Below are 14382 nucleotides of genomic sequence, written 5' to 3' on the forward strand. Positions count from 1 at the left end.
GGTCGGTGCTCCGGCCGAACCACACAGGTCTTCGACTACACCCGGGAGGGCTCATGGCGATCAGCGACATTCCCGAGTACGCCCATCTGACCGACGCCGACGTCGCAGCGCTCGGCCGTGAACTCGACGCCATCCGCGCCGACATCGAGGCCGATCGCGGCGAGCGCGATGCGCGCTACATCCGGAACACGATCCGCTTCCAACGCGGCATGGAGCTCGCCGGTCGCGCGTTGATCTTCGGCTCCACCAAGCGGTCGATGTGGTGGGCGGGCGCAGGTGCGCTCGGCGTCGCGAAGATCGTCGAGAACATGGAACTCGGCCACAATGTGATGCACGGTCAGTGGGACTGGATGAACGACCCGGAGGTGCATTCGACCACCTGGGAGTGGGACAACACCGACCCGTCCGCGCACTGGAAGCACACCCACAACTACATCCATCACAAGTACACGAATGTGCTCGGGATGGACGACGATGTGGGGTACGGCCTGCTCCGCGTCACCCGCGATCAGCGGTGGCGACCCTTCTACCTGGGCAACCTCGCATACAACACGATCCTCGCGCTGCTGTTCGAGTGGGGCGTCGCCGTGCAGCATCTCGAGCTGGGCAAGAAGCGTCGGACGCCCGAGGCCAAGGAGCAATTCCAGCGCGACCTCGCCGATGTCGGCAAGAAGGTCGGCAAGCAGATCGCCAAGGACTACGCCGTGTATCCGGCGATGGTGAGCGCGGCGACGGGACATCGCACCGGCTACGCCCGTGCCTTCGGCAAGGCGGCGTCGGCGAATGCCCTGGCCAACGTGATCCGCAATGTCTGGACCAACGCGGTCATTTTCTGCGGCCATTTCCCCGATGGTGCGGAGAAGTTCACCAAGCAGGACGTCGACAGCGAAACCCAGGCGGAGTGGTATCTGCGGCAGATGTTGGGCAGCGCCAACTTTCGCTCCGGTCCGGTGCTCGGCTTCATGAGTGGCAACCTCTCCTACCAGATCGAACACCACGTCTTCCCCGACCTGCCGAGCAACCGACTGCCGGAGATCTCGGTGCGCGTGCAGGCGCTCTGTGCGAAATACGATCTGCCCTACACCACCGGTTCACTTCCCGTGCAGTACGCGAAGGCGTGGCGGACGATCGCCAAGCTGTCGTTGCCGAACAAGTATCTGTCGGCAACCGTCGATGACGCGCCGGAGACGGCGTCCGAGTGGCGTTTCAAGGCAGAGTTGGCCGATGGTGCACGCCTGCAGGGCACGGTTGATCCGGTCAGTGGACGTCGCAGCGGTTTACGCACCGCCATCGCTGCACTGCGCAAGCGTGGTCGGCGGCGCGACCGTTCGGTGTCGAGCGTTGCGACGTCGACCCCGCAACGCCGGGCAGCGTGAACCCAACGCGCCCGACCGCGTGGGGTCGGGCGTGCGGCCGGCGCGGCTGCGCAGGCATAATGGGGACCAATGGCCATCACCGACATCAATGAGTATGCCCATCTGACCGACGCGGACGTCGAGGCGCTCGGCGCAGAACTCGATGCGCTTCGACGCGAGATCGAAGCCGATCGGGGGCTTCGCGATGTCCGCTATCTGCGGCGCACCATTGTCGCGCACCGAGCACTCGAAGTGGTGGGGCGAGTCGCATTGTTCGGCAGCCACAAGCGTTCGCTGTGGTGGCTGGGCACCGGGTCGCTGGCCCTGTCGAAGATCATCGAGAACATGGAGCTCGGGCACAATGTGATGCACGGGCAATGGGATTGGATGAACGATCCCGAGGTCCACTCCGCCACGTGGGAGTGGGACATGGTGTGCGCGTCCCCGCACTGGAAGCACTCGCACAACTACATCCATCACAAGTACACCAACGTTGTCGGCATGGACGACGACGTGGGCTACAAGATCCTGCGGGTCACCCGGGACGAGCCCTGGGAACCGCGCCGCGCCTTCCAGCCGCTGTTCAACGTGTTGCTGGCGCTGAGTTTCGAGTGGGGTATCGGGCTGCACGATCTGGCGCTCAAGGACGTCATCGCGGGAAAGAAGTCCAAGGAGGAGGCGATCCCGCAGATCACGTTGTTCCTACGGAAGATCGGTCGGCAAGTCGCCAAGGACTATGTCCTGTTCCCGGTACTCACCGGACCGAATGCGCGGCACACGCTAACCGCGAATCTCAGCGCGAACGTCATTCGCAACCTGTGGGCGTATGTGGTGATCTTTTGTGGCCATTTCCCGGACGGCGCAGAGAAATTCACCACCGAATCGCTCGACGACGAGACGCCGGGGCAGTGGTACCTGCGGCAGATGCTCGGCACCGCCAACTTCAACGCCGGACCGGCGATGGCATTCATGAGCGGCAACCTGTGCTACCAGATCGAGCACCATCTCTATCCGGACCTGCCCAGCAACCGCTATGCCGAGATCGCCGAACGCGTGCGTGCCTTGTGCGACAAGTACGACCTGCCGTACACCACCGGGTCGCTGTTCGTGCAGTACATGAAGACGTTGCGCACGATCAACAAACTGGCGCTGCCCGACCGATTCCTGCGCGACACCGCCGACGACGCCCCCGAAACCGCGTCCGAACGTCGCTTCGCCGGTATGGCGCGTACCCGGGGGCTCAAGTCCGCCATCGCTGATTTGAAGCGCAACAAGCTGTCGCGTAGGTGATCTCGATACGCCTCCTCGCCTAGCGGCTCGGTGGCTACTCGATCAGCGGCAGGCCAACCCCCGCAGCCGCGCATGCGCCGACACCCCTTGCACCGGGTGGTTGCGCTCGGACCGCGCGAACACCGTCCAGGCGACGAAACCGATGATCGCAGAGCCGATCCCGAGCTCGCACACCAGCGACCATCCGCCGACCTGATAGGCCCATGCACCCACCGACGACCCGATCACGCCGCCGGCAAAGTAGGACACCATGTAGGCGGTCGTCAGCCGCGACCGGGCAGTGTCGTCGAGCGAGTACACCCCTGTCTGATTGGCCAACTGCACCCCTTGTACGCCGAAATCGAACACCAGTAGCGCGATTACGAGGACGATCACGTTGTGGCCACCTGCCCACAGCAGCAGCCAACTCAGGATCTGCACGGCCCAGACGGCGTACTGCGTGTGCCGGAGGTAGCCGCGATCGGCGATCGTGCCCACCACCGGCGCGGCCAGTGCACCTGCGACGCCGGCGAGACCGAACAGTCCGATAACGGCCTCCGAGTAGTTGTAACCCGACGCGCCGCCGCCGGCGAGCAGGAACGCGATGGCCGTCCACATGGCGCTGAAAGCGGCCATGTTCAAACCGCCCAGCAACATTCGGTGCCGAAGCACTTCCTGCTGCCGCACCAGGGTGAGAATCGAGCGCAGCACCTGCAGATAGTGCGCCGAGGTATCCGTCGCCTCGGCGGGCCCAGTCGGTGCACGGAATCCGACCGCGGCGGCCATCGTCAGCTGCAATGCCGCGGCGACGAACAGGATTGCTCGCCATCCGCCGACCTCGGCGACGATGCCGCTCAGTACGCGGGACAGCAGGATGCCGATGAGCAGGCCACTCATCACGTGACCGACGACCGTGCCACGTTCTCCCGGTCCGGCGATGGCGGCCGCCCACGGCACCACGACCTGCGCCGCTGACGCCGACACCCCGACAACGAAGACCATCACCAACAGGCCCGCGTACCCGGGCATCAGGCCGGCACCTACGAGAGCCAGAGATGAGACCGCGAGCAGACCCGTCACCAATCGCCGTCGATTGACGAAGTCACCCAACGGCACCACCAGGGCGAGACCGATCAGGTAACCGATCTGGGTGATGGCCACGACCAGGCCTGCGGTGGCCGTCGAGACGGACAGGTCGATGCTGATCTCATGCAGCAGTGGCTGCAGGTAATAGAGACACCCGGCCGATGACCCGGCGGTAACCGCGAACAGGAACACCACGATTCGGCTCAATCGCGTAGTGGTTGCAGGTGTGGTGGCGGTCGCGGACATGTTTTCATCATCGTGCGGCACCGGTCTCATGAAAAGCGATAGATTCTGATGTATACATCGCAAATCGAGATGGACGCGGGAGGGTTCATCAGTGGAACTGAGACATCTGGAGTACTTCCTCGCGTGCGTCGACCAGGGCACGTTCACCGCGGCCGCCCGATCGCTCAACGTCGTGCAGTCGGCGGTGTCGACCGGAGTGGCGAAGTTGGAGCGAGAGGTGGGGGATCGGCTTTTCGACCGGACCCCGACGGTGCTGGTGCTCACCGAGACGGGCCGGGCGGTGGTCGGTCCGGCACGCGCGGCATTGCGGGCACGCGCTGATGTCTTCGACGCGGTCGACGGTGTGCGTGGTGACATCCGCGGTGAGGTGGCCGTGGGTGCACTCGTCAACGTCGTCGCGATCGACTTGGCCGAGGCGTTCGCCGAGATCCACCGTCGCCATCCCGGAATCACCATCGCGATGCGGCAGAACCCGCGCGGCACCGCGGGCAACATCGTCGGCGTACGCGCCGGCACCCTGGATCTGGCCTTTCTGGGTTCGTATCCCGATCGGCTTCCGGGGTTGGCCGTGCACAGGCTGGCGCAGGAGCCGTTGGTCTTGGTGTGTGCAGGCGATCATCGGTTGGCGCAACGAGGATCATTCACCACTGCCGATCTCGCCGAGGAACGGATGATCGACTACCCGCCGGGATGGGGGACTCGGGCCGTCGTCGATCGGGAGATCCCGAACCGCCGGACCGTGATCGAGGTGGCCGATCAGTTCTTCGGAATGAGTCTGGCCGTCAAGGGGTTCGGCGTGACGCTCGTTCCGTTGAGTGTGGCCCGGATGCAGTCCGGTGCGGGGATATTGCCGTGTTCGGACACCGCGCTGATGTGGGACATCGCCATCGCGCACTCGTCGACTCGGGTGCCGTCGCAGGCAGCGCGGTCGGTGTTGGAAACCGTGCTGGAGTTGGCACGCCCGCTCCGGAGCATCACGCAAATGCCGCCGTGAACGCGTCGAGAGCGGGGTCCGGATCAGGTTTCGCTTACCCCAATTCGGAAGACGCCGGGCGTGTTTCCCAGCTCCCCGCCTACCTGGTTGAGTAGCGGCGTGCTGCCCATGCACGGCCGCCCCCGTCGTTGGTTGAGTAGCGGCGTGCCGCCCATGCACCGCCGCCCCCCTCGCTGGTTGAGTAGCGGCGTGCTGCCCATGCACCGCCGCCCCCCGTCGCTGGTTGAGTAGCGGCGTGCGAGCCTGCGAGCCCGCCGCGTATCGAAACCAGAAGCGCCGCAACACCTATAACACCCACCGCGCATCCTTCGAAAAATCTTCTGCACTATCTTTAAGAAACTCCTTGACATCGAACTGGTGTTCGACCATAGTGGAGTCATGGGAGCTTCGGGGGATCTCACCACCATCACTGATTCTGTTCGTGACCTGCACTTGGGCGACGATATGTCGGGGCGTGCAGCGTTCGATGCGATGACCGCTCTGGTCACGTTGCGTAATCTGATCGACCATCACGCCGCGACGGTGGTCGGCCATCTCGATCGCCTCGGTGTGGCCCGCGACCACGGCCGCAAACTCAGTGAACTGTTGATCGTGATGGGGCTCGCGCCGGCGGTCGCCTCCCGTCTGATCCGTATCGCCACTGCCCGTGCGCAGCTACCCACTCTGGCCGCGCATGCCGCCGATGGGGCGATCTCTGCCGAACATGTGGACGCGGTGGGCAAAGGGGTCGATCATGTCGGGAAAAGATCGGCGGAACCGATCGACGATGTGGCGCGTCTAAACATCGTGACCGAACTTCTCGCGCACTTCTTTTCCGGCGCCACCCCCGCCGACATCGGTAAACGTGCGCGTCGTCTGGGCAACCAGGCCGCCGCCGACACCGGTGGGTTACCGGCATCCGAGGACCGCAACCTCAACACGCTCGTCCACGATGTCGACGGTGACGGACGCCTGCAGGTGCGCGCCGACCTCAACACCGAAGTCGGCGAAAAATTCTCGGCCGCAATGGAAGAGTTGGCGGCACCCCGCCCTGAACCCGACGGTTCACCGGATGCGCGTTCCACCGAGCGCCGGCATGCCGACGCCCTCGAAGCGTTGCTGGATATCGCTGCCCGCAGTGGTGATGCGGCCTCCGCACCCCGTCACCAACTGCTGGTGTCGGTGCCCGCCGATACCCCTGACCTGGCCGAACTACCGTTCCTGGGGTCGATCACCGAAGCCATGCTGCGCACCCTGACCTGTGACACCACCGCGACCGTCGCGATCGTCGACGGTGAGGCGGTGCCGATGGAGATGAGTAAAGACAAACGCCTGTTCCCAGCCCATCTCCGTAAAGCGTTGCACAAACGCGACGAGTGCTGCATCAAATGCGGCGTGGCGGCCACCCGCTGCCAAGGCCATCACCTCGTGCATTGGGCTGATGGTGGAATCACGGTGTTGGACAACGGCTGTCTGCTGTGCCCGTCGTGTCATGCCGACATCCACCACAACGGGTGGGAAGTGATCATGGGTCACGACCGACATCCCTGGCTCATCCCACCCGCCGCTGTCGACCCCACACGTCGGCCGATACCGGCCTACAACCGACGCACCCTCAACCTCGACAACCTACCCGCCGCAGCCTGAGCCACGCTGACCGGCGAGTAGGTCACGCAGCCACGTCTTCCCACGCACCCGACCCCGGTCGGGACCGCAACCGTCCCTTGAAAACTCCATAGAGTCAACCAACGGCACCGCAACGGTGTCGCGTACCCGACGGCCACATCGGTTGCACAACAACCCTCGTGGTGCGCGATACGCGACACCGCAAGCCGGCATCCCGTCGGCGGTCTACGCTCGCCCGGCTCAGCTGTGCGGAGCGGACTTGGCCCGGAGGTGGTGGGTGTAGATTGCGCCGGTGGTCACGTCATCTTCCACCTCTTCCAATGTGCGCCCGCGGGTTTCGGGAGCCTGGGTGTAGACGAAGATGATCGCGAAAATGCCGACGACGCCGAACATGAAGAACGTTCCGGTGATGCCGATGGCTTCGACCAGCGTGGGGAAGAACAACCCCAGGAAGGCGTTGGCCATCCAGAGGCAGAATACCGAGATGCCGATGGCCAAACCGCGGATCTGCAACGGGAAGATCTCCGACAGCAGGACCCAAGTGGCGACATTCAGAAATGTCTGCATCGAACCCACGAACAGCACAACCAGAATCAGGATCACATAGGGCCGCAACGGGTTACCGACGGGCAACATGATCGACGCGATACCGATGAGGAAATGACAGACGGTGGTGAGGCTGTAGCCGATGATCAATGTGGTCCGGCGGTTCATGTGCTGGGCCAGCCAGAGTGCCGTGATCGAACCGGCCACGGCGATGACACCGGGCGCGATGTTGGCGATGAGTGCCGCGTTCGACTCGAACCCGGCTTCCTTCAGGACCGACTGGCCGTAGTACATGATCGAGTTGATGCCGGTGAGCTGTTGGGCCACGCCCAATCCGATACCGACCAGGATGATGCGACGCACCCAGCGACTGTCCCGGATGGAGGACCAGCTGCCGCGCACACGGTCCTTCTCCATGTCGTGGATCTCGCTGATCATGTCGACCTCGGCCTGTGCGCGCTGTTGCGTGCGGATGGTCGACAGAACTTTCAGCGCCTCGTCGCGGCGGTCCTGGGCGATCAGCCATCGCGGTGACTCGGGTACCCGCATCATCCCGACCATCAGGCAGATCGCGGGGAGTGCGGCCACCGCGAGCATGATGCGCCAGACCCCGTCGTGCTCGCCCCAGATATTGCCGATGATCGCGTTGACGACGAAAGCGGCGAGCTGGCCGACGACGATCATGACCTCGTTGCGGCCCGCAAGTGACCCGCGGATCTCGTAGGGTGCCAGTTCGGCGAGGTAGACCGGCACCACCGTTGAGGCCGCACCGACAGCCAAGCCCAAAACGATACGGCCGAATACCATCACCCCGAAGCCTGGGGCGACGACACAGGTCAACGCGCCGATCAAGAACAGAACGGCGAGCAGCATAATGGCTTTACGGCGTCCCCATGCATCGGAGAGGCGGCCGCCGATCATGGCTCCGAACGCCGCGGCGAACAGCAACGAGCTCGTGACCACACCCTCGGTGAATGCGGTGAGTCCGAGATCTTCTTTCATCGGCTCGAGTGCGCCATTGATGACGCCGGTGTCGTAGCCGAACAGCAGACCGCCGAGGGTCGCGATCAGTGCCACTGCGTGCAGGCGCCTGCGGAAGGCGCCGGTGCCCAGCGGTGGCAGGGCTTTTCGCTCGTTGACCAGGTCCGAACTGTCGGTGGTGGACATGGGGGGCTCCTCTATTGCGTTACAGTCGACCGGCGCTCGTGATGGCGGTCACAAGCGATCGTAACCCATATCTCGACTATGTCCTAACAAACAGTCAAAGGTTTTCCGTTGATGAAGGTATTGATCCTCATGGTGCAGGATAGATACGGTTAGCCCCGATATTTGTCCGGACATGATGGAGGGTCGAATGAAGCTGGGATTGGTGGGCTACGGAGCGGGTGGACGACTGTTTCACGCGCCATATATCGCGGCGGTGCCCGAGATTGAACTGGCAGGTGTGGTCACGCGCAGCCCCGAACGGCGCCGCGAGGTCAGTGGGGATCTGCCGGGTGTCCCGACCTTCGATTCGCTCTCGGCTTTGCTCGATTCCGGGGTCGACGCGGTCACCATCACCACGCCTCCGGACACCCGCCGCGATCTGGTGCTCGAGGCGGTGGCCCGAGGAGTGCACGTCATCGCGGACAAACCCTTCGCGCCAAATGCCGCAAGTGGGCGCGAACTGGCGACGGCAGCCGAGTCGGCGGGCGTCCTGCTCAGCGTCTTCCATAACCGCCGCTGGGACACCGACATCGCGACAGTCGCCGAAGTGCTACCGAGCCTGGGGGATATCTGGCGCTGCGAGTCGCGGTTCGATCTCGACGAACCCGGAAGTCTCGATGCCGGCCCGAGTGGGGGACTGCTTCGCGACCTCGGTGCGCACCTCGTCGACCAGATGCTGACGTTGTTCGGTCCTGCGGCCACGGTGTACGGGCATCTGGATGTCGTGGATCAGCCCGAGGGTCGTACCGACTGCGGATTCGCGGTCTCGTTGAACCATCTGAGCGGTGTTCACTCGACGGTGAGTGCCAGCAAGATCAATCACGTGGCGGCACGTCAGTGGCGTATCTACGGGTCTGCGGGGAGCTACGTCAGCGACGGCACAGATGTGCAGACCGATCAGATCAAGCAAGGTCTGCGGCCGGCCGACAACCTGGACTCCTGGGGCTACGAACGCCAGGATCGCCTCGGCGTGCTGTCGACGGCAAAGGGGTCGATGACGATTCCGTCGGCACAGGGTCGCTACGACGAGTACTACCGGCAGTTCGCCGCCGCCGTTGACGGCAGAGGTCCGCAGCCGGTACCGGCGTCGGAGGGGATTGCCGTGCTCGACGTACTCGACGCCGCGCGCCGCAGCTCCGAAACGGGTGACACCGTCCGACTCTGACAGGTCGTCAACGCCCAGTTGCCGTGTGACTCACGAGGGGGTGAGTCACACGGCAACGTCGGCTGCGGGCCGTATCAGTCGTACTGTGCCTCAGGCATTCTGGGGGAAGCCGAGATTCAGTCCGCCGTGACTCGGGTCGAGCCAACGGGTGGTGATGGCCTTGGCTCGGGTGAAGAAGTGGACGCCTTCGGTGCCGTGGGCGTGGGTGTCGCCGAAGAGCGACGCCTTCCACCCGCCGAAGCTGTAGTAGGCCATCGGGACCGGGATGGGCACGTTGATGCCGACCATGCCGACCTCGACCTCGTTCTGGAAGCGTCGGGCAGCGCCACCATCGTTGGTGAAGATGGCGGTGCCATTGCCGTACGGGTTGGAGTTGATCAACTCCAACGCCTCGTCGTAGGAGTCGACGCGCACCACCGACAGAACAGGTCCGAAGATCTCGTCGGTGTAGATGCTCATGTCGGGGGTGACGTTGTCGAATAGGGTCGGCCCCAACCAGAAGCCGTCGGCTGCACCGTCGGGATCTACGGTGCGGCCGTCAAGGACGACGGTGGCGCCGGCTTGTTCGCCGGCGTCGACATAGGAGGCGACCTTGTCCCGGTGAACCTTCGTGACCAGCGGGCCCATGTCGGAGTTGCGGGTGCCGTCGCCGGTCTTGATGGTCTTGGCACGTTCGGCGATCTTGTCGACGAGGTCATCGGCGACGTCGCCGACGGCCACGGCCACCGAGATCGCCATGCAGCGTTCACCGGCGGAGCCGAAACCGGCATTGACCATGGCGTCGGCCGCGAGATCGAGGTCGGCGTCGGGCAGGATGATGGCGTGGTTCTTGGCTCCGCCGAGAGCCTGCACGCGCTTGCCGGCCGCGGTGCCGGTGGAGTAGACGTACTCGGCGATCGGGGTGGACCCGACAAAGCTGATCGACTTGATCGCCTTGTTGGTGAGCAGTTCGTCGACCGCGGTCTTGTCGCCCTGCAGGACGTTGAACACGCCGTCGGGTAGACCCGCCTCTTTCCAGAGTTCGGCGAGCCAGATCGCGGCGGTGGGGTCCTTCTCCGACGGTTTGAGCACCACGGTGTTGCCGGCGGCGATGGCCACCGGGAAGAACCACATCGGCACCATCGCCGGGAAGTTGAACGGACTGATGATGCCGACAGGCCCCAGCGGTTGGCGCACCGAGTGCACGTCGACCTTGGTCGAGGCGTTCTCGGTGTAGCCGCCCTTGAGCAGATGCGGTATACCGCAGGCAAACTCGGCGACTTCCTGGCCGCGGCTGATCTCGCCGAGCGCGTCGGAGAGGACCTTGCCGTGTTCGGCGGTGATGATCGCGGCCAGTTCGGGTTTGCGGGCCTCGAGCAGTTCGCGGAAGCGGAACAAGATGGCCGTGCGCTTGGCCAGGCTGGTGTCACGCCAGGCCGGGAAGGCAGCGGAGGCGGCGTCGATGACTGCGCGGGCGTCCTCGACGTTGGCCAGCGCGACTTCGCCGGTGACAGCGCCGGTCGCGGGATTGGTCACCGGCGCCGTGTTGCTCGACGTGCCAGGGTAGGCCTTGTTGTTGACCCAGTGGGTGATGGTGGTGGTCATGGTGATTCTCCTGGATGGATGGGTGCGCCGGTCGAGTAGCCGCGAACAGGGTGAGGGCGTATCGAGACGTCGCCGGGTTCGGTCTCGATACGCTCCTCGCCTAGCGGCTCGGAACTACTCGACCAGCGGATTGGTGTCGGCTCGGTGCGTGTCGGCAGGATTCGGACGGGTGGATCGACTGCGCCTAGGCGCCGGGAATGGATGCGCGCGAAACCATCTCGACGGTTTGGGGCTGCCCGGTCTCGAGTGCCTTGACCCCGGCCGCGCACACCGCGGCGGCGGCGTACCCGTCCCATGCGCCCGGGCCATCGACGTTGTCGCCACGGCGGACCGCGTTGACCCAGCGCTGGATCTCGACGTCGTAGGCGACGCCGAATCGCTCGACGAATGACGGCGTGATGTCCCCGGTCGAGATCCCCGCGATCTTGCGGCCGTCGCCCGTGTCGGATTGAACGGGGTTGCGCTGCTTGCGGATCAGACCTTGGTCGAGGCCGATGAATGCCGAGCCCAGCTCGCCCACCAACTCGGTGCGTACCTCATAGGCGACACCGGTGGTCACGAAGCACTCGACGTCGACATGCCGGCCGGATTCGGTGGTGAAGATGGCGATCTGCGGATCCTTGAGGCCTTCGGGAGCGTTCGGATTCGAACCGGGTGCGATGATCTGCACCGAGGTGATCTCCTCGTCGAAGAAGAACCGTGTCGCGTCGACCTCATGCACGAGGGAGTCCTTGACGATCATCGCGCTGTCGAAGTTCGGCGGCACCGCGGGATTGCGGTGCACGAAGTGCGCGAGCAGCGGCTGCCCGAAGGTGCCGTCGTCGATGAGTCCCTTGAGCTGTTCGTACTCGTGATCGAAGCGGCGCATGAAACCGACCTGGATGAGCTTGCGGCCCAACTCGGCTTCGCGCTTCACGATCTCCAAGGACGTGGCGACATCGGTGGTGAGCGGCTTCTCGCACATCACCGGCTTGCCGGCCTCGAGACAGGCGAGCAGCTGCTTCTCGTGGGTCGGGCCGGGGGTGGCGAGGATGACCGCGTCGACGTCCGGATCGGCGATGGCGTCGAGCGGATCGTTGATCGCTCGGCAGCCCGGGATGGTGGCGGCCAGTTCCTCGGCCTTTTCCGGAAGGTAGTCGTTGAGCACCGTGACGGTGGCGCCCTTGGTGCGCTCGGTGATGCGGGCGACGTGGTCGGCACCCATCATGCCGACGCCGAGGACGGCGATGCGCAGGTCGGTGGTCATTGATTTCCTCCCGTGGTCAGGTCGGTCGAGTTCGGGTCGGTCGGGTTCAGGTATGGCCGCTGCACGGCCTTCCACTGCGCATACACGTCGTAGGCCTGCTGGGTGGACTCGAGTGTGGAGGTCTCCGACACGGGTACGTCCCACCAGGATTGGCTGTCCGGGGCGCCGATCAGCGGGTCGGTCTCCACATGGATGACGGTGGTGCGCTCGGCGGCCTTGGCGGCCTTGATGGCGTCGGTGAACTCCGCGGCCGTGGTGGCCCGGATGACATCGGCACCGAGCGAGGCGGCGTTGGCGGCGAGGTCCACTGGCAGGGTCGCGCCCTCGAGTCGCCCGTTGTCGCCGCGGTAGCGGTAGTTGGTGCCGAACCGTTGCGAACCCAGCGACTCCGAGAGGGAGCCGATCGAGGCGAACCCGTGGTTCTGCACCAGCACCACGATCACCTTCAGATTCTCCTGGACCGCCGTGACGAGTTCGGTGGCCATCATCAGGTAAGAGCCGTCGCCGACCATGACGAACACGTCACGGTCGGGGCAGGCCATCTTGACGCCGAGGCCGCCGGCCACCTCGTATCCCATGCAGGAGTAGCCGTATTCGACGTGGTAACCCTTCGCGTCGCGGGTTCGCCAGAGCTTGTGCAGGTCACCGGGCATGGAGCCCGCCGCGCAGACGACGACATCGCGTGGATCGGAGGTTTCGTTCACCAGCCCGATGACCGCACCCTGGGTCAGCGCCTCGTCGCCGGTGGCGACGTTGGTGCCGACCGAGGTTGGGGAGTAGGCCTGCTCGACGATGTCGTCCCACTCCTGCGCGAGTGCGGTGACCCGCTCCCGGTAGGTGGGGTCGACTGCGTACTCGGAGAGCAACTCGTCGAGGGCCTCGATGGATTCGCGTGCATCGGCGACCACGCTGTAGCCGCTGTGCTTTACCGAATCCAGGGACGCCACATTGATGTTCACGAAACGCACACCGTCGCCGGTGAACGCGGTGCGCGATGCGGTGGTGAAATCGCTGTAGCGGGTGCCGATACCGATCACCACATCGGCGTCGGCGGCCAGCGCGTTGGCAGCGGTGGTACCGGTCGAGCCGATGGCGCCGACGGACTGTGGGTGATCATAGGGCAGCGAGCCCTTGCCCGCCTGACTCTGCCCCACCGGAATGCCGGTCCGTTCACACAAGCGGGCCAAGGCGTCGGTGGCGTGGCTGTAGATGACACCACCGCCGGCAACGATGAGCGGACGCTGTGCCGAGGCGATGATCTCGGCGGCCTCGGCGATCACGTGGCGCTCCGGGAGCGGGCGGGCGACGTGCCAGGTGCGTTCGGCGAACAGGGATTCCGGGAATTCGAAGGCCTCGGCCTGGACGTCCTGGGGGATCGCGACGGTGGCGGCGCCGGTCTCCACCGGATCGGTGAGCACGCGCATCGCGCCGAGCAGGGCACCCGGCAACTGTTCGGGCCGCCACACCCGGTCGAAGTAGCGCGAGACCGGTTTGAACGCGTCGTTGACGGTGACGTCACCCGATGAGGGCAGTTCGAGTTCCTGCAGCACCGGGGAGGTGGCGCGGGTGGCGAAGGTGTCGGCCGGCAAGAGCAGAACCGGCAACCGGTTGATGGTGGCCAGCGCCGCGCCGGTCAGCATGTTGGTCGCTCCGGGACCGACGGATGCGGTCACCGCCCACGCCTGCAGCCGGTCCTTCATGCGGGCATAGCCGACGGCGGAGTGCACCATCGCCTGCTCGTTGCGTCCGAGGACATACTTCAGGGACAGCTCCCGACCACTGTTCACGTCGTCGATCTCGTTCTGCAGCAACGCCTGGCCGAGACCGGCGACATTGCCGTGACCGAAGATGCCGAAGCATCCGGCGAAGAACTTGCTCCGCTCGCCGTCGCGCTCGACGTACTGGTTGGCGAGGAATCGCACGGTCGCCTGGGCGACGGTGAGGCGGACGGTCGATTCACCGTGGGGGGTGCGGAGGCCGGTGACGCCGCCGGCGCGTCCGGAGTTGATCGGTGCCACGATGGCTTCTTTCTGGTCGGTGGGTGGTTGGGGTGGTGATCTCGATACGCCCTCGGCTAGCG

10 protein-coding genes are annotated in these 14382 nt (G+C 64.9%); 5 read left to right on the forward strand and 5 right to left on the reverse strand.

The window, feature by feature from the left end; translation table 11 throughout:
• The first annotated feature begins 53 nt into the window (after positions 1–53).
• Together OSB52_RS10300 and OSB52_RS10305 are read left to right on the forward strand one after the other, a co-directional pair.
• Positions 54–1376, forward strand: coding sequence for a fatty acid desaturase family protein (locus OSB52_RS10300; RefSeq protein WP_235725038.1), 1323 nt, complete (start codon positions 54–56; stop codon positions 1374–1376).
• 69 nt (positions 1377–1445) lie between these two features.
• Positions 1446–2645 carry a fatty acid desaturase family protein gene (locus OSB52_RS10305; RefSeq protein WP_235725039.1) on the forward strand — a complete coding sequence of 400 codons (1200 nt, stop codon included), beginning with the start codon at positions 1446–1448 and terminating at the stop codon, positions 2643–2645.
• Between the two features lie 42 nt (positions 2646–2687).
• Here OSB52_RS10305 and OSB52_RS10310 read toward each other — a convergent pair whose 3' ends face one another.
• A complete protein-coding gene (locus OSB52_RS10310) occupies positions 2688–3956 on the reverse strand; it encodes an MFS transporter (RefSeq protein WP_266061565.1) in 1269 nt (422 codons plus the stop codon).
• Positions 3957–4047: 91 nt separating this feature from the next.
• Here OSB52_RS10310 and OSB52_RS10315 point away from each other — a divergent pair, with 91 nt between their 5' ends.
• Positions 4048–4950 (forward strand): LysR family transcriptional regulator, encoded by a 903-nt coding sequence (locus tag OSB52_RS10315; protein ID WP_266061566.1) that lies wholly within the window; start codon positions 4048–4050, stop codon positions 4948–4950.
• Positions 4951–5328: 378 nt separating this feature from the next.
• The gene (locus OSB52_RS10320; protein ID WP_266061567.1) at positions 5329–6576 is read left to right on the forward strand and encodes an HNH endonuclease; all 1248 of its coding nucleotides are present in this window, start codon (positions 5329–5331) and stop codon (positions 6574–6576) included.
• A gap of 219 nt (positions 6577–6795) precedes the next feature.
• Here OSB52_RS10320 and OSB52_RS10325 read toward each other — a convergent pair whose 3' ends face one another.
• Positions 6796–8268: a sugar porter family MFS transporter gene (locus OSB52_RS10325; protein ID WP_235725120.1), complete on the reverse strand. Its 1473-nt coding sequence runs from the start codon at positions 8266–8268 to the stop codon at positions 6796–6798.
• A gap of 187 nt (positions 8269–8455) precedes the next feature.
• On the opposite strand from OSB52_RS10325, the gene OSB52_RS10330 reads away from it, so the two are divergent.
• Entirely contained in the window at positions 8456–9472 is a 1017-nt protein-coding gene (locus OSB52_RS10330; RefSeq protein ID WP_266061568.1) for a Gfo/Idh/MocA family oxidoreductase, read from the forward strand.
• Positions 9473–9562: 90 nt separating this feature from the next.
• Here the strand turns inward: OSB52_RS10330 and OSB52_RS10335 are convergent, their stop codons facing one another.
• From OSB52_RS10335 to iolD, 3 genes are all read right to left on the reverse strand, one after another.
• Positions 9563–11056 (reverse strand): CoA-acylating methylmalonate-semialdehyde dehydrogenase, encoded by a 1494-nt coding sequence (locus OSB52_RS10335; RefSeq protein ID WP_266061569.1) that lies wholly within the window; start codon positions 11054–11056, stop codon positions 9563–9565.
• Positions 11057–11240: 184 nt separating this feature from the next.
• Positions 11241–12302 (reverse strand): Gfo/Idh/MocA family protein, encoded by a 1062-nt coding sequence (locus tag OSB52_RS10340; protein ID WP_266061570.1) that lies wholly within the window; start codon positions 12300–12302, stop codon positions 11241–11243.
• Positions 12299–14320: a 3D-(3,5/4)-trihydroxycyclohexane-1,2-dione acylhydrolase (decyclizing) gene (gene iolD / locus OSB52_RS10345; protein ID WP_266061582.1), complete on the reverse strand. Its 2022-nt coding sequence runs from the start codon at positions 14318–14320 to the stop codon at positions 12299–12301. The genes OSB52_RS10340 and iolD overlap by 4 nt, the downstream gene beginning before the upstream one ends.
• Positions 14321–14382: the final 62 nt, after the last annotated feature.

It is taken from the genome of Gordonia aquimaris (genome assembly GCF_026262595.1).
Taxonomy (GTDB): Bacteria; Actinomycetota; Actinomycetes; order Mycobacteriales; family Mycobacteriaceae; genus Gordonia; species Gordonia tangerina.